The sequence below is a fragment of the Psychrobacter sp. 5A.1 genome, assembly GCF_030407455.1.
Taxonomy (GTDB): domain Bacteria; phylum Pseudomonadota; class Gammaproteobacteria; order Pseudomonadales; family Moraxellaceae; genus Psychrobacter.
In genome coordinates, this window is sequence record NZ_JASDDJ010000044.1 from 1 (window position 1) to 20,991 (window position 20,991).

15 protein-coding genes are annotated in these 20,991 nt (G+C 44.2%); 4 read left to right on the top strand and 11 right to left on the bottom strand.

Annotated elements, in window-relative coordinates:
* Positions 1–565: 565 nt before the first annotated feature.
* From QL982_RS10120 to QL982_RS10150, 7 genes are all read right to left on the bottom strand, one after another.
* Positions 566–1,381, bottom strand: coding sequence for a sulfite exporter TauE/SafE family protein (locus QL982_RS10120; RefSeq protein ID WP_290163885.1), 816 nt, complete (start codon positions 1,379–1,381; stop codon positions 566–568).
* 69 nt (positions 1,382–1,450) lie between these two features.
* A complete protein-coding gene (locus QL982_RS10125) occupies positions 1,451–1,963 on the bottom strand; it encodes a flavin reductase (RefSeq protein WP_290163883.1) in 513 nt (170 codons plus the stop codon).
* 52 nt (positions 1,964–2,015) lie between these two features.
* Positions 2,016–3,044 carry a methionine synthase gene (locus QL982_RS10130; protein ID WP_290163881.1) on the bottom strand — a complete coding sequence of 343 codons (1,029 nt, stop codon included), beginning with the start codon at positions 3,042–3,044 and terminating at the stop codon, positions 2,016–2,018.
* A gap of 50 nt (positions 3,045–3,094) precedes the next feature.
* The gene (locus QL982_RS10135) at positions 3,095–4,132 is read right to left on the bottom strand and encodes a DUF1852 domain-containing protein (protein WP_290163879.1); all 1,038 of its coding nucleotides are present in this window, start codon (positions 4,130–4,132) and stop codon (positions 3,095–3,097) included.
* Between the two features lie 376 nt (positions 4,133–4,508).
* Positions 4,509–4,922 carry a hypothetical protein gene (locus QL982_RS10140; RefSeq protein ID WP_290163877.1) on the bottom strand — a complete coding sequence of 138 codons (414 nt, stop codon included), beginning with the start codon at positions 4,920–4,922 and terminating at the stop codon, positions 4,509–4,511.
* A gap of 393 nt (positions 4,923–5,315) precedes the next feature.
* Positions 5,316–8,417, bottom strand: a complete 3,102-nt coding sequence (locus QL982_RS10145) for an efflux RND transporter permease subunit (RefSeq protein WP_290163875.1) — start codon at positions 8,415–8,417, stop codon at positions 5,316–5,318.
* Entirely contained in the window at positions 8,414–9,742 is a 1,329-nt protein-coding gene (locus QL982_RS10150) for an efflux RND transporter periplasmic adaptor subunit (RefSeq protein ID WP_290163873.1), read from the bottom strand. The genes QL982_RS10145 and QL982_RS10150 overlap by 4 nt, the downstream gene beginning before the upstream one ends.
* Before the next feature lie 368 nt (positions 9,743–10,110).
* Here QL982_RS10150 and QL982_RS10155 point away from each other — a divergent pair, with 368 nt between their 5' ends.
* Entirely contained in the window at positions 10,111–10,239 is a 129-nt protein-coding gene (locus QL982_RS10155; protein WP_290163871.1) for a hypothetical protein, read from the top strand.
* A 69-nt stretch (positions 10,240–10,308) separates the two neighbouring features.
* Here QL982_RS10155 and recG read toward each other — a convergent pair whose 3' ends face one another.
* The gene (recG, locus tag QL982_RS10160; RefSeq protein ID WP_290163869.1) at positions 10,309–12,660 is read right to left on the bottom strand and encodes an ATP-dependent DNA helicase RecG; all 2,352 of its coding nucleotides are present in this window, start codon (positions 12,658–12,660) and stop codon (positions 10,309–10,311) included.
* Positions 12,661–12,923: 263 nt separating this feature from the next.
* Here recG and QL982_RS10165 point away from each other — a divergent pair, with 263 nt between their 5' ends.
* Positions 12,924–13,943, top strand: a complete 1,020-nt coding sequence (locus tag QL982_RS10165; protein WP_290163867.1) for a patatin-like phospholipase family protein — start codon at positions 12,924–12,926, stop codon at positions 13,941–13,943.
* Positions 13,944–14,098: 155 nt separating this feature from the next.
* Here QL982_RS10165 and QL982_RS10170 read toward each other — a convergent pair whose 3' ends face one another.
* Positions 14,099–14,686: a hypothetical protein gene (locus QL982_RS10170; protein ID WP_290163865.1), complete on the bottom strand. Its 588-nt coding sequence runs from the start codon at positions 14,684–14,686 to the stop codon at positions 14,099–14,101.
* Positions 14,687–15,082: 396 nt separating this feature from the next.
* Here QL982_RS10170 and argA point away from each other — a divergent pair, with 396 nt between their 5' ends.
* Positions 15,083–16,405 carry an amino-acid N-acetyltransferase gene (gene argA, locus QL982_RS10175; protein ID WP_290163864.1) on the top strand — a complete coding sequence of 441 codons (1,323 nt, stop codon included), beginning with the start codon at positions 15,083–15,085 and terminating at the stop codon, positions 16,403–16,405.
* A gap of 112 nt (positions 16,406–16,517) precedes the next feature.
* On the opposite strand, the gene QL982_RS10180 is transcribed toward argA, so the two are convergent.
* Positions 16,518–17,249, bottom strand: a complete 732-nt coding sequence (locus QL982_RS10180; RefSeq protein WP_290163862.1) for an FKBP-type peptidyl-prolyl cis-trans isomerase — start codon at positions 17,247–17,249, stop codon at positions 16,518–16,520.
* A gap of 455 nt (positions 17,250–17,704) precedes the next feature.
* On the opposite strand from QL982_RS10180, the gene QL982_RS10185 reads away from it, so the two are divergent.
* A complete protein-coding gene (locus tag QL982_RS10185) occupies positions 17,705–19,369 on the top strand; it encodes a mechanosensitive ion channel (protein ID WP_290163861.1) in 1,665 nt (554 codons plus the stop codon).
* Between the two features lie 94 nt (positions 19,370–19,463).
* Here the strand turns inward: QL982_RS10185 and QL982_RS10190 are convergent, their stop codons facing one another.
* Positions 19,464–20,948, bottom strand: a complete 1,485-nt coding sequence (locus QL982_RS10190) for a hypothetical protein (RefSeq protein WP_290163859.1) — start codon at positions 20,946–20,948, stop codon at positions 19,464–19,466.
* Positions 20,949–20,991 lie beyond the last annotated feature (43 nt).

Below are 20,991 nucleotides of genomic sequence, written 5' to 3' on the forward strand. Positions count from 1 at the left end.
TGGATGGAAAATGACTTATCTAAATTGTTTTATGATATTTGTCCTAGCCATAACAGTTTTATTTTGAACTGACTATAGGTAACGAAACATATAATATAGGAGAAACCGGAGATCTTTCTGCGCGTCCTATTGAAAGAGAATATATTGGTCATTTTATGACTGAAGGACCGTCTCACTGCCTACTCGATAAGTTTATAAAGGTAGAAGTTCGAGGTGTAAAGTCTACATAATTTGTTTGTAGATCCTTTCATAAAAAGTGTGTTATTGCTTATAATCCACTAACTGAAAAATAAGCAATGACTACTCAATCTGATATTAAAAACTGGTAGAGCAAATGGCCAGTAGCATGAACTGTTATAGAGTAGGTTTTCTCTCAACGCTGATCCAGTGCCATGTATACCCCAATGGAACTAGCCATCTCACTCCAAATCCTATTAACAGACTACTTAAAACAGACTGATATAATGTGACTACTTATAACGAACGACTAAGTCGGACATAGTTTTGTCCGACTTACGCATTACGTACTATTCGTGACCTTTATATCTCACACCACTATAAATAATCAAACCAGTCCTTTATAAAGAAAATAGCATCCCACAACGGTTAACAATACCGCAAAGCACTTTTTTAATAATTGTGGTGATAATATATGAGCCACTTTCGCCCCTATCTTGGCGGTAAAAAAGCTCATTATGCTAATACCTAAAAAGGCATAAATATGGACGAATCCAATCGTATTGGGTACGTCTACTTGCGCCTGCATTCCAAAAATCATAAACCCTAATGCACCTGCGATGGCAATCGGTAGACCGCACGCTGCTGATGTACCAACCGCTTTTTGCATGACCACACCGTAACGCGTGAGATAAGGCACGGTTAAACTACCACCGCCGATGCCAAAGATGGCAGAAGCAATACCAATAACCCCGCCTGCCGCCAGTTGCTTAGGTTTTGAAGGCAATGCTATATGGACATTGCCAGTATCGCTAGTTGTTTTCTTTTTGCCACCCATAAACATCTTGTAAGCGACCCAAAGCAAAAACACACCCACAATGAGCTGAAGATACAATCCAGATATCTGCCCTGCAATCCCTGCCCCTAAAAAACACCCTATCGCTAGGCCTGGTGCCAGATTTTTAAAGACAGGCCACATAACTGCGCCTTTTTTATTGTGCGCCATTAATGAGCTAATAGACGTGACAATGATGGTCGCTAATGAGGTTCCCAAAGCCAAATGCATGATGTTGTCAGGACTGTAACCCATTTGCGTAAAGACGATAAATAACAGTGGTACGATGATCGTGCCACCGCCCACGCCAAAAAGCCCCGCAGCAAATCCTGCTAGAGCCCCTATGATTAAAAAAATGATTAATTCCACGAGTGATTTACTTCTTATTTAGATGTAGTTAGATGGTTACTTTATTTGGCTGACAATGAAGCCGCCAATTTAAGCGATTTCTACTTGAGCCATTTGGCCCACTCGAGAATAGGCACGATTAAAATAAACCAAACTTTCCTCAGTCCCGCCTTGTTGCTCGGTTTGTCTGATCGCGACAACACGGCACATAAACACACTGTGCGTGCCAACCTCTTGAATATGCTCAATCTCACAGTCAAAACTGACCAACGCATCTTCTAATACAGGGGCGCCTGTTTGCAATTGCGTCCAAGCGCCATATTCAAATCGCTCTGCTGAGTGCAACTTAGAAGCAAAGGCATTGGATATCGGTTCATGCTGTGCGCCTAATACATTGACGCTCAGCGTTTTATTTTCAATAAAATATGCATGCGAACGTGATGTCTGATTCATACAAACCAGCAAAGTAGGCGGGCTATCTGTGACGCTACATACCGCCGATGCCGTAAACCCATGAACACCAGACGGACCTTCTGTGGTCACCACATTAACTGCAGTCGTTAATAAAGACATGGCATCTCTAAAGTCAGTTGCTTCAATCATATCTTAAGTCCTAAATTTTAGATCAGTAAACACTCATGTGTACTAATAAACGCTAGGCAGTCAGCTCTTGACGAACGATTTGAGCACCAGCGCTCAATGCCGCGAGCTTACCACGTGCCACTTGGCGAGACAAAGGTGCCATGCCGCAATTGGTCGCAGGATACAGCTTGTCGGCATCGACAAATTGTAGCGCTTTGCGTAGCGTATTTGCTACCTCTTCTGGTGTCTCAATAGTATTGGTTGCCACGTCAATAGCACCAACCATTACCTTTTTACCGCGAATCAATTCAATCAAATCCATTGGCACATGTGAGTTTTGACATTCGAGTGAGATAATATCGATCTTAGATTGTTGCAGTTGAGGAAAGGCTTTCTCATATTGACGCCACTCTGAACCCAGTGTCTTTTTCCAATTATTATTGGCTTCGATACCGTAGCCGTAGCAAATATGTACTGCTGTTTCGCATTTTAGACCTTCAATAGCACGCTCTAATGTGGCAATACCCCAGTCGTTTACGTCATCAAAGAATACATTAAATGCTGGTTCATCGAACTGGATGATATCAACACCAGCCGCTTCTAATTCTTTGGCTTCTTGATTTAGGATTTTGGCAAACTCCCAAGCCAGTTTTTCACGGCTTTTATAATGACTGTCATATAAGGTATCAATCATCGTCATTGGCCCTGGCAGCGCCCATTTGATTGGCTGATTGGTCTGTTGACGTAAAAATTTAGCATCTTCTACAAATACTGGCTTTTGGCGGCTCACTGCGCCAACAACAGACGGCACGCTCGCATCATAGCGATTACGGATTTTGACCGTCTCACGCTTTTCAAAATCGACGCCATCCAGATGCTCAATGAACGTGGTAACAAAGTGCTGACGGGTCTGTTCGCCATCACTGACGATATCAATCCCTGCATGTACTTGTTCTTGTAGTGATAACCGTAGAGCATCTTGTTTGGCTTCAATCAACTGCTCACCTTCTAATGCCCAAGGTGACCAGATTTTCTCTGGTTCTGCCAACCAAGAAGGTTTCGGTAAGCTGCCAGCAGTTGATGTCGGTAATAATAATTTCATGTGATTCATCTTCTTATTTATATTTTATTATGTAGATTAGGGCTTGTCAGTTAAGCAGCTTGTTGCTTAACAGCTTTTTCTTTAGCCGCTGCTTTTTGTGCCGTCCCGCTCGTCACATCATAGCTTGCAGCCCACTCTTCCAGAATGGCTTGGTATGGTTTGATGAACTGTTCTTCCGTAAACTTACCTTGTGTCACCGCCATCTGGCTGCGCTCGGCGCGGTCGTATACAATTTGAGTCAGTGAATAATCTTGGTACTTTAAGCTGGGTTGATACACTTGAGCAGCGCTTGAATTGGCATTATAAATCTCAGGACGGTAGATTTTTTGAAAAGTCTCCATCGTACTGATAGCGCTTATCAGCTCAAGATCAGTGTAATCACTCAGCAAATCACCCGCAAAGTAAAATGCCAAAGGCGCGGCACTATTTTCAGGCATGAAGTAACGAACGGTTAAGCCCATTTTGTGAAAATAGTCATCAGTCAACGAATAATCATCTTGTCTGTATTCAACCCCTAAGACAGGATGTTGATTGGCCGTACGATAATAGGCTTTACTCGTTGAAACACTGAGGCAAATCACTGGTTTTTTATGAAAATTGGCAGTGTAAGCTTCTGAGTTCAATAGATATTGAAACAATTTGCCATGTAAATCACCAAAATTATCTGGCGTAATTGATGCTAGATTCTTATCACGATGCTCTGGCAATACCACGCTAAAGTCATAATCACGTACATAAGAAGAGAAACTATTGCCGATCATCCCATCGATACGTTTATTGTCCTTATGATCCACAATCGTTGTTTGCAGCGTCTCAATGATTGGGAAGGTATGACCATTGCCTTCGATATCCATGTCGACAGAAATGATGTCAATCTCAACAGAATAGCGATCTGCCGTCTGATTGTCCCAATGCGCCAATGCGTTAAAGCGGTTATTTATCATGCGTAATGTTTTGCGTAAATTTTCTTCGCGGTGCTCGCCGCGCGCCAAATTTGCAAAGTTAGTCGTCAAACGCGTGCTGTCTGCAGGCTGATAGTTTTCGTCAAAACGAATGCGCTTAATTGAACAGGTAAATGCTTTATTCATGGGGATCTGCTGCCTTAATCTATTCTCATTGTCTGAGACAAAACCAAATTTGTGTATGAGGTAAATCATACCTAAATCCGAACATGAATAAAAACGATACAATTTAAATAAAAGATGAATAAAATTCATGTCGATAGGTTTGTTGTATAGCTGACTCAGAAGTATTTTGATATAAAGGAGGCAGCTGAAACCTCACAAAAAATAAGTTAAACAAACTTAAAACTGTATCGAATTGAAGATATTAGACATACCGTTTTTGAGAAGAAAACGCCTAAAAACAACACTCCCTGCTCACAATAAAAAAAGGTGATTGGCTATATAGACCAATCACCTTTAGATATTTGATATAAGTGTTCGGATTGTATTAGCTGGCAAATTACAGCTTGTTGGCATTGCCGATAAGCACATTAAGCTTTTGCTCAAGCTTACTTTTTTCCAACTTCTTTTTGACCATCACTTTTACCCTTTCGTCAGCTACCTGCGTGTTACCTTCTGCGACTGCTTGCTTTAATGCAATCTTGTCACACACAATAGCGACTCTTAAAGGCTCAAGCTGATTGATAATATGATTGATAGAATGATGTAGCTCTGACCTTCTATAACGTTCTTTGATTTTAAACGATTTATATACGACACTGTTCTTATCACGCTTTGCACTGGCGAGCTTGTCTATATACTCGGCAGCTATCTTGTCTGCATAATCATCCTGAACACCAATTTCTAAGATTCGCTCTTGTATAATGATATCTTGCTCTTCTAACTCGCGGGTTCTGACTGTATTTTCTGACATTTTAAACACTCCTTTGTGAATATCGGGATAATGGATGAGTTGAGTAATGATAAAAACACGAATCTTATAGGCTGCTTTTGATAATCATTAGGGCAAGTAAAAGTCTGGCACATCATAGACTGAGCGAGCCTGACCTCATATCTGATTCATATAGAATCGACTATAGTAATAAGTATGAGTGACGCATACTTAATGGATCGAATATTGTTTATCAAGGACTGTCACTCCATATTACCTAGGTGTACAAATGTACACAATAGTAATTCAACCCCTTTAATGTATAGATTTTATAATCAACAGACTGTCATAAAAAAATCCAAGACTCAAATAAGTCTTGGATTTTTTATTCATCAGTGTACCGATTAGCGCAGGTTCAACACGCCCTATAAAAAACTACGTTTTTTTATCAGCAGTGGCAGGTGCTTTACCATGTGGTATCAGCCATTTAGCAAACCAACCTGACAGGTCATCCATTAAGGTGTAAATCACTGGAATCACCACCAAACTTAACAGCGTTGAGGTGACTAGGCCACCCAGTACTGCGGCCGCCATCGGTCGACGGAAGGTGGGATCGGCATCCCCCCAACCAAATACCAATGGCAGCATGCCTGCACCCATGGCAATGGTGGTCATGATGATAGGTCGCGCCCGCTTGCGACAGGCATCTACAATAGCCTCAAAACGTGCCAGCCCGCGACGCTGCGCAATCAATGCATAATCCACCAATAAGATCGAGTTTTTGGTGGCAATACCCATCAGCATAATAAAACCAATCATCGAAGGCATGGATAAGCTGCTGTTGGTAATGACCAAACCAACGAATGCACCGCCTATCGATAAAGGCAATGCCATTAGAATGGTGAACGGCTGTAATATACGACCAAATAGCAAAATGAGCACCCCTAAGATACAAACCACACCGACCGCCATAGCAATCACAAAGCCGCTGAATAGCTCAGCCATGTTTTCTGCTTGCCCTTGATCGATAATGGTAATCGAAGACGGGAGTTGTTGCATGGCAGGTACTGATTTGACCGCTTGCACCAAGTCTCCTAGCTCACCATTTGCAGGCTGAACCGTAATACTAATGGCACGCTCTCGATCTAGTCTGCTAATCTGGGCAGGCCCTGTTCCAAAATCTAACGTAGCGACCTCGCCTACTCGCACACCCTGTCCGGCGGGCATCGCGCTAGGTACATATAAGCCTTCTAATTGACTGATATTCTGTTTGGCGATATCTGGCAGACGGATGACGATAGGAATCTGGCGCGTATCTAAATTGAGCTTGGACAAACGCTGCTCATAGTCTCCGACAGTCGCCACACGCAACGTCGTAGCGATGTCTTGAGTAGTCACCCCTTTATCAGCCATTGCCAACCTGTCTGGCGTTACCGTTAATTCTTGGCGCGGTAAACTGCGATCACTGGTCACAGCACCCGCACTTGGTAACCCTCGAATCTCAGACATAATTTGCTGAGCTGTCTGTTCAAGCAATTGTGGATTGGTACTGGTCATCGAGAAGTTGTAGCCGTTCTCGCCACCACTTGATAAACCAACGGTAAAACGCGCCCCTGGCACTTCTGCCAATAAGCGACTGATTTTTCGCTCAATCTCTTGCTTGGAACCACGCTCTGCTCTTGGGGCAAGTACGATATCTAGACCAGCGATATTTTCTGCCTTGCCGCCGCTAGCGTTTGCGTCCATGGTGGCTTGAGCCTCACCGACTGACGTAAAAATATTAGTGACTTCAGGCATCGCTAAAATACGCTCACTTGCTAGTGCGGCAACGCGTTCTGTGTCTTCTAATGCCACATCAGGTGTCAGCTCAATCGCCACACGGGTTTGATCAATATCATTATCTGGGATAAAGGCCGTCGGTAGTAATTTTACGAGCGTCAGTGAGGCTATAAACAATACCAACGTTGCACCCATCGTCAGCCAGCGATGATCTAATGTCCATGTGACTATGTTGAGATACCACCCCATCAGGGCGCTTTGTTTTTCAACGTGTTTTTTCTCAGGTCGCAAGATATAAGCTGCCATCATAGGTGTAATCAGGCGCGCCACCATCAGCGATGCAAAAATCGATAGCGCCGCCGTCCAACCAAACTGACGGAAAAACTGCCCAACGATACCGCCCATAAAGGCGGTGGGTAAAAATACTGCAATCAAAGTGAAAGTGGTGGCGACAACGGCCAAACCAATTTCATCGGCCGCTTCCATTGCCGCTTCATAGGGTGTTTTGCCCATGCGCAGATGGCGTATGATGTTTTCAACTTCAACGATCGCATCATCGACCAACACTCCAATGACCAATGACAATGCCAGTAGTGAGATGATATTGAGGCTAAAGCCAAATAGATACATACCTAAAAAGGTCGGGATCACTGATAAAGGCAAGGCAACAGCGGCAACGATGGTCGCCCGAATGTTGCGCAAAAATAAGAACACAACAACGACGGCCAACAGGCCACCTTCAATCAACATCCGTAATGATGCTTGATAATCCTCGGCAATGGGCGTGGCCCGATCATAGACCTTTTCGATACTGATATTACCCACATCCGTGGTCAGCTTGGCAAGCTCCTCATCAATAAGCTGCATCACCTCGACCTCACTGGCACCGCGCGATCGAACGATGTTAAACGCCACCACTGTCTGGCTGTCAAGCTTGGCGATAGAGCTTGGGTCAGCCGCGCCATCCGTGATTGTTGCCATACGTCCAAGCGCTTGTGTGCCACCTGTAGGGACAGCGACTTGTAAATCATTAAGCTCATTTGCCCGCTCAACCGCGCCCAGTACACGGATCGTCTGCGTGGTTTTGCCCACTTCCGCTTCCCCGCCAGAGCTATCCTGCTGAATACCAGCGATTTGCTGCGATAACTGAGTAATAGAAAACTTTAGACCACTCAATGTAATCGGGTCGGCGGCGACCGTAATCTCACGCTGAAGGCCGCCAACACGGCTAACAGTACTGACGCCTGGTATGTCAGATAGTCGCTTGGTCACTGTGTCATCAACGAACCATGACAAGTCTTCCACATTCATGTTTTTGGCAGAAACAGAGTACGTAACCACTGGAAACCCTGCGGTAGAAACTTTGGTCACGATGGGATCGTTGGCCGCAGCAGGTAAATCGCCACGCACTTCACCGACTGCCGATCGTACATCGTCGACCGCTTCTTGAATGTCTTTTTCTAAGACAAACTCAGTGACCATGGTGGCCGCCCCAGTCTGTAGTGTCGTTCGAATATGCTTGACGCCTTCAATACTGGTGAGTTTGTTTTCTACTTTTTTTGCGATATCGTTTTCGAGCTGCGACGGCGCAGCCCCAGGTAGGGTCACTGTGACCACCACCGCTGGCAAGTCTATATCTGGGAACTGCTGCACCTTCATTTTCATAAAGCCATAGATGCCGCCTAACGTCAGCAGCACAAACAGCAAAATAGCCACGAGCGGGTTTTTGATCGAATAAGCGGAGACGTTTAAGCTCATGACTGTGCCTGCGTTGGTTTGCTGGTTTGAGTCACGCCCTTGATGATGCGCACCAGATCACCATCATTTAAAAAGCTACCGCCTTGCTTCACGATACGACTGTCACTTGGCAGAGGCTCTAGCACGGCCACGCGCTCGCCCAGTCGCTCACCCAATGCCACTCGTTGTTGTTTGATGCGACCCATAGACTTGCCATCTTGCGTTTTTATATCCGTGATGAGCATCACATAATCATAGCCATCGTTACTGACGATGGCACTATTAGGGATCGTTTGAGTACGGCTACTTCCTAATAGGAACTCGCCTGTCTGGTACATGCCTGCACGTATTTTTGAGTTGCTAGCTAGGCTTGCATAAATAGTGATTTGACGGTTGTTATCCGTCGTTGGTGCGATGCGATTCACTTGACCCATCACTGCATCATCGCCTGATAGACTCACTCGCACAGGTGTACCAACATTGATATCTCCAATAAGCTTAGGATCGATATCTGCCCGCCATTCCAAGACACCACCTTTGATAATAGTAAAGAGTGGATCACCGCCTGCCACCTGCCCAACTTCTACCATTTTTTCACTGATAATACCGCTAACCGGAGCGACAACGTTTGCATTGTCTAACGTCAGCTTCTGATTGCTCAAACGGGCTTTGGATGCTTGCAAAGAGGCTCTGGCGCGCACCTCAGAGGTACGGTAGCGATCGGCTTCTTGTTTGCTAATGGCATCAATATCTATCAATGGCAACACGCGCGCAGCATCCGCACTGGCATTGGCAAGCGTTGCTTCTGCTTCTGCAACATCGGCTTGCGCTTGTAGCACTTGCTGCTCCATGGCATCGGTATCAAACACAGCCAAGACTTGACCAGTTCTGACACGGTCACCCTCTTCGACCAATATACGCTCGATGGCCACACCATTGACTTTTGCGCTGACATTGGCCGTATCCTTAGCATTGATGGTGCCATCAGCACTGAGTGTATTGCCGATATCATCTTGGCTCGGGCTGATTGTTTCTACTGAGAGCACGGCTTGCTCCGTACTAACGCCATTGTCTGCCACTTGACCATTTTCGACCGTGTTAGAGGCTGACGACTCATCTGCTACTGCACTATCATTGCTGCCCCAATATTTACCAAGAAGGACACCCATCACTAGCACCGCGGCCAATACGGGCCACCACCATAATGGTAGTTTTGAAGAGGATTTATTCATCAAAGTCTCAGACTGACGGTACGGTGGCCGTTCAGCTTGTTGAGAGGTTTCAATACTGGGAGGTTGCTCACTCGTCGGTACTTGCTTATTATCAGGGTGTTTCAAATCACTCATAGTTGGTCTCTATCAATAAGCACGGTACTAACGCCGCAAAAAAGCATAAGGAAAACAAGATGATGCAGGTCCATCTTATTAATAAGGGTCTTTTGACATTGTAGACTAACTCGTCAGTGGGTCAATTATGTTACCTATCTGAGGGGTCAATTAAAGACATTGCTACTAAACATTCGAGTATGGACAAAGAACAAAGACACTTTTATTTTGAGTAAATGACTCATCACGTCGAACTGTTTAGGGGACCACAAAGGCTGCTGTAATAATAAACCGTGAAAATCAATGATACATACTACCTACAGTTTAGACTTGATTTTACGGGCCAATTTGTCATTATTAGGATGACATTATCAAAAAAGGAGCCAATCATGGCTAATAAGTCAGAAGTAAAGAAACTTAAGAAAGACATTAAGGCGACCAAAGCAAAAGTTAAGCAGCAGAAGAAAAACCTCAAAGATCTCAAAAAATCACTGAAAAAAGTAAAAAAATCTAAATAGATTGGTTGTGGTAAATAAAAAAGAGGATAGCATTGGCTGTCCTTTTTTTATTACTCATTCTAACAGCAGTTAGGCATTGGTATAACGACTTGCCTCAGGCATCCAGCGATGGATAAGTTGGCTGACATCTGCTTTTCGCGTAGGGTCTGCGATTAAATGTTTTGCCAATCGTTGAGCAATCACAAACAGCTGCTCATCACGGATGAGATCAGCCAAATAGTAGCCAACGTTACCTGTTTGACGTTTACCCAGTAGCTCGCCTGGTCCACGCAGCTCTAAGTCTTTTTGAGCGATAACAAAGCCATCCGTACTGTCACGTAGGACATTTAAGCGCTCCGTGCCCGTCTCTGATAACGGCTTTTGATACAACAGTACACAGTAGCTTTTGGTTGAGCCACGTCCGACTCGCCCGCGTAATTGATGCAGCTGAGACAATCCCAACCGTTCCGCGTTTTCGATGACCATTAGTGAAGCATTGGGTACATCGACGCCTACCTCGATGACCGTCGTCGCAATCAATAAGTCCAATTTACCTGTTTTAAACTCATGCATAATGGCTTGTTTATCAGCAGACTTCATCTTGCCATGTACCAGTCCAATACGAATATCTAAACGCTCATTTAAGTCTTCATAAGTCGCTTCGGCTGCTTGTGCATCCAATACGCTAGATGCCTCTACCAATGAGCAAACCCAATATGCCTGTCTACCTGCCTCACAATTAATCGCAATACGCTCTATTACCTCATCACGCCGATTGCGATCGATGGTCACTGTTGTGATTGGGGTACGCCCTGGTGGCAACTCATCAATGATCGAGGTATCCATATCACCATAGACACTCATGGCTAGGGTTCGAGGAATGGGCGTTGCCGTCATAATCAGCTGATGCGGTGTACTGTTGGCCACGCCTTTATTGGTCAGTGCCATACGCTGCTCGACACCGAACCGATGCTGCTCATCAATAATAACCAAGCCTAATTTAGCAAACTGTACTTGCTCTTGGAATAACGCATGAGTACCGACGACCACTTGTACGGTATTTTCTGCGACCGCTGCCAATGCTTCGCGGCGCTGTTTGGCCGTTTGCTTACCAGCAAGCCAACCGACACCGATACCCAATGGCTCAAACCATTGCTTAAAGTTCAATAAATGCTGCTCTGCCAAAATCTCAGTCGGTGCCATGACCGCTACCTGCCAGCCACTATCGAGCGCATAACCCGCCGCCCCTGCTGCAACCAACGTCTTGCCAGCACCCACGTCACCTTGTACCAGTCGCAGCATCGGGATAGAGGTTGCCATATCGGCAGTGATGTCCTTCATCACTCTTTTTTGCGCACCCGTCAAATCAAATGGCAATGCCGCAAGCAGTTTGTCAGTGATCGGACTGTGAGTAGTACATTTAGGGGCTTTGTACTGGTGCAATTGCTGACGACGATATAATAGACTGAGCTGATGGGCAGTCAGCTCTTCAATAATTAAACGCTGGCAAGCGGCATGAGTACGAGCAGTGAGTTGAGTCAATAGTTTGTATTGTTGACCAGCGTTGGTATAAGTAGGCGGTGTATGGAGCAATACCAATGCTTCAAATATCGTTAGGTTGTAGACATTGTGCTGAGCAATACCAGCAGCCACGCTATGTCTGTCATTATCTGCCTGATAAGTAGAAGGATTAGGTTTGTATACGCTATTGCCAATCGCATTATCAGGCACACTGCGGGCTAGCGTCGAAAAAATATCCTCTGGATGGTCTGTCTCTGACAGCATTGATTTGGACGGCTCAAAAGGCACTAATGGCAAATCTGATACCACAGCAAAATCTTCAACCGTAAACAACGTCATAGGCAGACCTTGGCTCCGAACCGTCTGCAATGCCAGCTTAATCAAAGTGCGCAGCTTGTTTTGATGCAAGCCTTTGACAGTGGGATAAATAGGCTGCAAGCCCGTATCGGTCATGACAGCATTATCAGTGATAATTTGATACTCAGGATGATGTATCTGCTTGCCATAGCGACTGACTTTGACTTCACCAAACAGCTGTAACCGTGTCCCCAAATTCATGGTCTGTGCCAAACCACGGTAGACCTTAAAAAACCGCAAAGATATCGTGCTCGTATCGTCATCCACGACCACTGTCATACCACTACGCTTGGTATCGACATGGACGACGCGACCTGTAATCAAAGCCGATTGTCCATGCTCCACCTCTGCGATTGATACCAACCGACTGCGATCCTCATAATCACGAGGCAAATGTAACAGCAAATCGAATATGCGCTTGATATTCAACTGCGCCAGCTGCTCTGCTACTTTTACCCCCACACCTGCGAGTGCGGTCACTGGCATATCTAGCGCCGAAAGTGGCATATCAGACCTAAAATGATCTAATGAGCTGGCTGAGGAATGACTCTCCGATATTGGCATTAAAGATCCTAACAATATTATTTTGGATTTCCGTAGGCTAAGTCGAGTATTTTCATAAAGCGGTCATCACTAATAGTACGCATAAAAACATCGACTCATTTCATTATAGCTGACAATACAATTGCTTATGCTAGGCTATTTAGTAAAATAGCCTCAAAAATACCTATATAGTCCATTCATTATAGATACCCCTCTCAGTTTCATCATATCAATATCTGATGTCTTATTTTTTAAATTATGACAATTTTATAAGGTGTTTTTCTATGCTTATTGCTGCTTTGCCTCGTCATTTTCGTCATAACCTAATTCCTCATAACCTAATGCGTCATAATTCAAAGTTACTACGCACCCTATTACTGACCGTACTGGGATTATATATCAGCGCTTGTAGCACGTTGCCATCGACCGCTTCCGCAACGCCAGAGCCTGTTATCAAAGCCCCTTCTATCGCGTTGGTTTTAGGTGGCGGCGGTGCCAAAGGATTTGCCCATGTGGGTGTGATTAAAATGCTAGAGGAAAATGGCATCAAACCGACATTGGTGGTTGGCACGAGTGTCGGCAGCTTGATTGGTAGCTTATACGCCAGCGGTTATACGCCTGCACAGCTTGAGCAATTGGCACTGACCACCACTGATGGCCAGCTCACAGACTTCACCTTATCCAACCAAGGATTTATCGAAGGTATCAAATTAAAAAACTTTATCAATACTAAAGTCGGTGAGCGAGCCATAGAGGATTTTCCGATTGCCTTCGCGGCAGTCGCAGCCGAAAAACATACCCTAAAAAAAGCGGTTTTTACCACTGGCAATGCAGGACTGGCCGTACAGGCATCTTGTAGCGTGCCCAATATTTTCATTGCCCCACGCATTCCTGACAAAGTCGGTAAAAAATATATCGATGGCGGTGTGGTCAGCTTAGTCCCGGTCGATAGTGCCTATGATTTGGGTGCTGATATTGTTATCGCCATAGATGTGACGGTGTCTCAGGGCATTGGTCATACTGCCACTCAAATACCAACCATCAATTCATTGAGTGACTTTTGGGGCTTTCTCGAAACCAACATCATGGCGACTAACACGACTGGCAACCGTTCTGCATCGACTAAAAGTGAACGGGATCGGGCGGATATTGTTATTACCCCAAATGTCGGTCATATCAGCTCAGTAGACACTAGGCAGCGTCGCAATTTGATACAAGCAGGGTCGCAAGCCACAGCACCACAAATCATTGCCATCAAACAGCTCATTCAAGAGAAATCTAACAGCAAGTACGCCACGCCCTAACTGAATGTGGTTGAGTGATCATGACCAAAACTGCCAAACGTAATAAAACACAATAAAAAAAGCACCACAGCCATAAACGGTGGTGCTTTTTTAGTGATAATGTTCAATGCTAACGATATCAATGCTAGCTACACTCTAATACAAAAAATCCAGCGTTATTTAACGCGAGCACGATATTTCACAGCAACAGTGTCATTGAGACCGACACCCTCTAGATCCCAACGAACCGCTTTATAGTACTTAGGCGCGACATCTTGCAGCTGATTATTAACTTTGGTACGCAGTGGCATGCGAGCAAAATTATTGCCATCGACACTGCCATACGGAAAATCAGGAGTGACTGTCTTCAATAGCTCGACTTGCTCTGGAATGCTCATGGTGACGGTCATTTTGCGTACGCGATCCGCATTGGTATTGGTAAAGTACCCTTGATACTCCAATACATTGCCTGACTGCAAACGGGTATTGGTATCTACAGGGACCAGCACTTCTTGACCATTGGCATCGACGCTGACCAATGACGCAGTGATTCTACTATTAACAGCTTGAGCACTTGAGTTGTTGCTCTGATTGGCATCTGTCTGAATCGCCATTGAGCTATCAACCGCTTGTTCTGGCGTTGGCAGCATCGCTGAGGCTTGGGTGACCACCATTGCACCGATGAGAGTACCGGCAACAACGTGAAATAAACGATGGCCGCTCCAAGCACTGAACGGGCTAGCAAACTGGTTACTTTTCTTCATGATTTTCATTATCCCTGGTTGATATATCGGTAAAACACAGATGGTGCAACTTAAGTTGTTTTTATGATTGGTTCAACAGATAAAAAGCATTGCGACATATAAGATATCGCGATGTAATAGCTCATGCAATCCGCTGCATACATGAAATCGCTTGTCTGACCTGATTATCTTCGCTCATCATCTGTAAAGCAATAGCGCTTAGCATAACAAAAAGCATTTGTGCGCACATTAACCCAGTGTTGAGGTTGTGTATATCGCTGATTGGCCATAAAGCGGCTTGAACACGGCTGAAATAAAAGATAGCTCATAACCGCGTTTTTTGCTATGGTAAATCTTTAGCGTTAGGCATTATTTTGCTGCGCCCTCTTTCTTATTCTAACGACTACTGCTCCCATTATGACTACTAGCTCCATGCCCCAGATCAACCCTGAATACGTCCATTGGTTCCGTAACTCTGCACCATACATCAACACACATCGCGGCAAAACTTTCGTGATTATGTTCGGTGGTGAAGCGGTCAATCATCCTAATTTCAGTACGCTTATTCATGATTTTGCTTTGTTACATAGCTTGGGTATCAAGCTGGTACTGGTCCACGGGGCACGACCACAGATTGAAAAAAACTTAACAGACGCTAATATCATCTCGCCGCTACATCAAGACATTCGTATCACACCGCGTACGGCGATGCCATCTATCCTACAGGCCGTTGGTGCTATTCGCTTACAGATTGAAGCCCAGCTATCCATGGGACTGGCCAACTCGCCGATGTATGGATCACGCATCGATGCCATCTCAGGTAACTTTGTGACGGCACGCCCGTACGGTATCCGTGAAGGTATTGACTACCAAATGACCGGAGAAGTGCGTTCTATCGATGTTGAAGCCATCAAAAACAACCTACTTCATGATCATATCGTGGTACTAGGCTCTATGGGCTACTCTGCCACTGGTGAAGTGTTCAACTTACTGGCTGAAGATGTTGCGCTGAGTGCTTCCGTGGCATTGGGTGCTGATAAGCTCATATTCTTGGGTGCAGAAGCGGGTATCAATGATGATGATCGTTTGTTACGTGAGATGATTCCAAACGAAGTTGATCGCTTTTTGCGCGACCGTGATTTGAATTGTGAAATCAATTATTTCTTGAATTGTGCAAGCTTGGCCTGCCGTCAAGGTGTCCATCGCACTCATATCATCTCTTATGCCAAAAATGGTGCATTATTAGAAGAGCTATTCACGCGTGATGGTTCGGGCACACTGATTAGCCATGACCCTTACGAAGAAATTCGCCGTGCCAACATCGACGATGTGGTTGGTCTTATCGAGCTGTTGTCGCCTCTAGAAGAGCAAGGAATTTTGGTCAGTCGCTCACGCGAACGTTTGGAGCAAGAGATTGACAACTATAGTGTCATTGAGCGCGATGGTATGATTTTGGGTTGTGCCGCGCTATATACGCTAGATGCAGAGTCTGCGGAAGTTGCCTGTGTCGCCGTGCGTCCCGAATACCGCAATGGCTGCCGTGGTGCTGATTTACTAGCGTTTTTAGAGCAGCAAGCGCGCAGCCATGGTTTGCATAAACTGTTTGTGTTGACGACTCGTACCGCGCATTGGTTCGTCGAGCAAGGTTTTGCTGAGGTTGAAGCCAGCGTCTTACCTGAGGTACGCCTAGAAGCATACCATAATGGTCGCAACTCTAAAGTGTTTCAAAAGACGCTATAATTTATAGCCAAATTGATATCGATTCTATAAGATTGGTATCAATGAGGTATAAAACGCTTGCCCACAAAAAAGCCTTCATACTGATATGAAGGCTTTTTTTAGCGCTAGGTACTTATTTTACTTTGAGTAGCTCAACAGTAAAGATAAGCGTACTGTTAGGCTCAATACCAGCGTTACCGGCTTCGCCATAAGCGATATCTGACGGGATATAGAACTCGTATTTTCCGCCTTCTTTCATCAACTGTAGACCTTCAGTCCAGCCAGCGATGACTTGGTTAAGTGGGAACTCAATTGGCTCACCACGCTCATAAGAGCTATCGAACACGGTACCATCGATCAATTTACCTTCGTAGTTTACTTCAACGACGTCAGTTGCTTTTGGAGATTTACCAGTACCTGCTTTGACTACCTTATACTGTAGGCCAGATGCTGTCGCTTTTACGCCTTCTTTTTTAGCATTTTCTGCTAAGAACGCTGTACCTGTGGCTTTATTCTCTGTAGATTTTGTTTCCATATCTTTTACAAACTGTGCTTCTTGCTCTTTTTGATAATCCATCAATACTTGTTGCATTTGCTCTTGGGTCAATGCTGAATCATTGCCTTCGTAGCCATCACGGAAACCTTGTTCAAAAGTATTAAGGTCGAGATCTTTGACAGCTTCTTTATTTCCCTCTGCCATCATAAATCCTAAGCTATAACCTACCTTTTCACTTGGCGAGCTTTGTTCGGTAATGGAAACGCTTTGAGCGGCTGTTTCTTGGTTGCCATTGTTCGTGCTACAGCCTGTTACTAACAACATAGCGCTAGCAAGTGCGCTAACGCCTAAAGTAGTGATTTTTTTCATAAAGTACTCTCTAATTGTAAGAATAGTGGCGAGATGTCACATTTCTCTATAATAACAAATCTTAGTTTTAGGAACCACGATTTGCATAAAATTATCGGGCGAATGTATAGTCTATGTTAATATCTATTAGGATAATAACAAGTTATCACACAAATATAGTAACAGGTTAAGCTTTCTATCTTTAAATCAGTCAATACATCCGCTAAGCTAAATTGGTTAAGGAGAGACATAACTTAGCGTTGGTTTTTATCAAAATACTTAAATATCAATGATAAATTAACTGTAATATAAAGAAACGATCCTACTTATAAGAATTTATGCTCAAAATTATAAGATTTTCGCATAACTGAACCTAAAAATACTATTTATGACAACCATCTGTATGTCTTGCTGAACAATCGCTTTATTACCACTATCTTTTAGCGAGTTATATAAGATGATTCAAGGAGGATAAGATGAACCCAATGTACACATCTTTTAACGGTTATCTTGGTGGGCCTATCGGTTCCATCATTGGTGCTATTTTGATATTCGTTATTGGTTGGCTAGTCGCACTCGGCATCGCAGCACTGGTGCGCGGCGTACTGTCCAAAGTCAATCTCAATCAACGTATGAACTCTTCAACTGGTAAAACCTACGATCTTGAAGGTATTATCTCCAAAGTTGTTTTCTGGTTTATTTTCATCATTGCCATATCAGGCACACTGACCCAACTAAATTTAGACTCTATTTCAGCACCATTCGCAAATATGGTCAACCAAGTATTGGCATTTACTCTTAATCTTATCGGCGCTATCGCGCTTGGTATGGTCGGCTGGTTCGTGGCTACCATTGCACGTACAGCGATCAATGCTGCACTTGCCAAAACCTCTATGGATGAGCATTTAAGCGCAAAAGCTGGCATAAAACCTATGAGTAGTACGATTGCTGATATGGTTTACTGGTTCATTTTGTTGGTTGTTTTAACCATGGTACTTGGTCAGCTAAATCTTGACGGTTTGTTTGCACCATTGACTAATATGGTCGACAAAATCTTCAGCTTTATTCCTAACATCCTGATCGCTGGTGTCGTATTCTTCATTGGCTATATCATCGCCAAAGTCGTACGCGGTATTGTGACCAACCTTGTTTCTACTTTTAATGTTCAAGAACTGGCTTCAAAAGCAGGCTTGAGTGAACAAAACAGCTTACCTAATGTCGCTGGTTCATTAGCATTTTTAGTGGTTATTATTCCAACGATTATCGCTGCTTTAGACGCACTAAAAATCGAAGTCATTGCTCGCCCTGCGACCAATATGCTAAACAAAATCATAGAAACATTGCCAAATATCCTTATGGCAGTGGCTATTTTGGTAGTGACTTTCTATGTGGTGCGCATGGTTGCTAACATCATCAAAGGCTTGATCGAAAATACTCAGATCAACCAGTTACCTGCAAAAGTTGGTTTGCAAGAAGCCATGGGCGATAAGAAAGTCTCTGACCTAGTCAGTTATGCGATGATCTTCTTTGCTATGTTGTTTGCCTCTATCGCCGCTGCTGATTTGTTAGGTTTTGAGCCTATTTCAGCTATTATCACGATGTTTATCACATTCGGTGCCAACATCATCCTAGGCGCGATTATCCTATTCATTGGCTTTTGGCTTGCCAATATCATTGCAGGTGTCGTTGAGCGTTCTGAGCAAGGCTCACAATTCCTAGCAAACATCGTACGCGTATTGATCATGGGCTTGGTACTGGCCATGGGTCTAAAAGCGATGGGAATTGCAGATTCAATCGTCAACCTAGCATTCGGTCTAACATTAGGCGCGGTAGCCGTTGCCTTTGCACTATCATTTGGTCTTGGTGGTCAAGAAGCAGCAGCACGCTTCCTACGCAAAATGCAGGATAAGATGGATCATGAACGTACTGAAGCAAAGGCAAAATCTGCGCTACAGCCAAGTTCATCTACTCAAGAAAAGGTTGCTGATTCAGTTCGTGAGAACACACCTTCAGCTGCTAGCACGCCTACTGCTGACTTGCGTACAGATGTCGTTGATACGCCTCGTGTTGATACCAATGATATCTACAATAGTGATGAGATAATTCTTGATAATGATCTTAACGACGATATCAATAAATAAGAACGAATTACTCTCTCATTTAGATATAAAAAAGACAGCCTAGGCTGTCTTTTTTTATGCCAGTAGATATAGCATCCCAAACGTTGTGGCAAGCCTAGGGTGTGTCTTTTCGCGCGGGTATAGTCAAGCTTAGATGCACTTGGGGCAGTTTTTTTGTGTGCGGCTGTTGGTTATCAGGCTTTTGATTGCCAAGGTTCTGATGTGCTGGTTTGTTTGATAATGGAATATGTTGCTTATCTATGCTCTGTTTTTTCAATTGCTGCACCTGCTTAGTCAGCTGCCGCTCTCTTTGAGTCATTGTGCCAATCGGCTGAATCCACAAGTCAATGTCAATAAAAGTCTCATTATCCTCAGTGATAAAGTCTATACCAAGTACCACCACATGGTGGAGCGCCATTATCGGTAAACGTGTGGCAACATCCTGTGCAATTTTTGCTAGGTTTGGTTGAACCACTGCTTTGCTATTATGCCCTTTGTCCTCCTGACCATAAAACACCAACACATAATGCCGACCCAAACTCTCATAAGAGTGTTGATGTATGACATAGCCATCTTTTTGCAATGACGCACTTTGCTTGGGATGCCTATATAGCGCCCGAATAAGCTCGTGACGCGAAAACAAAGACTCATCTAGTAGTTGTTGCTGCCAATGCGCAAGTGGGATATCTGATTGATTTTTATGAGTAGTGGTTTGCTTTTCACCATACATTTCTATCATTTGCATACTGAGCTGAGACCATAGTATGGCTGCTTGTTCCATATGCTGATGATACATCTGCGCAGTGGTACTGTGGTTTTTGTAAGCGAGCATCATGGCTACCAGTGCTGGATTGGGCTCATCTTGTACTTCATTTTTAATCAGGGCATTGTCCACCGCGATAGCAGGGGCAAAGAGATCTGGGCTTTGCAAAAACCGCGCGACCAACCCTTTTTCCGAGTCAAAACTTGGGTCGTGATTGCTGACTGAGTGCTGTAACTGCTTTAGATGGTATCCTAAAAATCGCCATAGCTCACAGGGTGTCTTTACGGCTGCTGTTATCGAACGCCAATCATGCCAGCTAAACATTTGCAGTTGCTGACTGCTATCACTCATGTCTACAACCAACTCTTCTAAAAAGTAATGCACACCAAAATGATGCTTTAAACGCGTTGATGTGCTGTGCTCTGCGTCACTGTCACTGTCACTGTCAGACTTGTTAGACTTGTTAGACTCATCAACCAGCTGAATATCAAAAATGAAAGCATCATAACCAACGGCTACACTGTCTTTTTTTTGAGCCAACGATGTTTTGTACCATGCCAGTACTGCCTTCACTGTGCTCATACGCTCGGTTTCAATATCAGCCAAATCGGTATCAAATGGCAAGTATAGAGTCAGTGCTAGTAGCTGTAGATTACCTAGTGCTAGCTTGTATTGAAATTGATGAGCATTGTACTGATCACTGTATTGAGCCTTATTCCCATGCTCGATTGCATGCATACCAGATAAGGTTACTTCTATAGCATCTTCTGATAAATAACAAGCCAGCTCAGTAGCAAGGGAGCCCCAATCAGGTATTACAGTCGTCGCATGAGACACAGGTTCCAACCTTTTATTATCGTGTGGTATATCGCGCATGATA

What these genes read in the sequence shown, in the direction of transcription:
- QL982_RS10125 (WP_290163883.1), bottom strand. Translation starts at nt 1,963, where the DNA reads ATGATTGAAGCAACTGACTTTAGAGATGCCATGTCTTTATTAACGACT.
- QL982_RS10130 (WP_290163881.1), bottom strand. Translation starts at nt 3,044, where the DNA reads ATGAAATTATTATTACCGACATCAACTGCTGGCAGCTTACCGAAACCT.
- QL982_RS10135 (WP_290163879.1), bottom strand. Translation starts at nt 4,132, where the DNA reads ATGAATAAAGCATTTACCTGTTCAATTAAGCGCATTCGTTTTGACGAA.
- QL982_RS10140 (WP_290163877.1), bottom strand. Translation starts at nt 4,922, where the DNA reads ATGTCAGAAAATACAGTCAGAACCCGCGAGTTAGAAGAGCAAGATATC.
- QL982_RS10145 (WP_290163875.1), bottom strand. Translation starts at nt 8,417, where the DNA reads ATGAGCTTAAACGTCTCCGCTTATTCGATCAAAAACCCGCTCGTGGCT.
- QL982_RS10150 (WP_290163873.1), bottom strand. Translation starts at nt 9,742, where the DNA reads ATGAGTGATTTGAAACACCCTGATAATAAGCAAGTACCGACGAGTGAG.
- QL982_RS10155 (WP_290163871.1), top strand. Translation starts at nt 10,111, where the DNA reads ATGGCTAATAAGTCAGAAGTAAAGAAACTTAAGAAAGACATTAAGGCG.
- recG (WP_290163869.1), bottom strand. Translation starts at nt 12,660, where the DNA reads ATGCCAATATCGGAGAGTCATTCCTCAGCCAGCTCATTAGATCATTTT.
- QL982_RS10165 (WP_290163867.1), top strand. Translation starts at nt 12,924, where the DNA reads ATGCTTATTGCTGCTTTGCCTCGTCATTTTCGTCATAACCTAATTCCT.
- QL982_RS10170 (WP_290163865.1), bottom strand. Translation starts at nt 14,686, where the DNA reads ATGAAGAAAAGTAACCAGTTTGCTAGCCCGTTCAGTGCTTGGAGCGGC.
- argA (WP_290163864.1), top strand. Translation starts at nt 15,083, where the DNA reads ATGACTACTAGCTCCATGCCCCAGATCAACCCTGAATACGTCCATTGG.
- QL982_RS10180 (WP_290163862.1), bottom strand. Translation starts at nt 17,249, where the DNA reads ATGAAAAAAATCACTACTTTAGGCGTTAGCGCACTTGCTAGCGCTATG.
- QL982_RS10185 (WP_290163861.1), top strand. Translation starts at nt 17,705, where the DNA reads ATGAACCCAATGTACACATCTTTTAACGGTTATCTTGGTGGGCCTATC.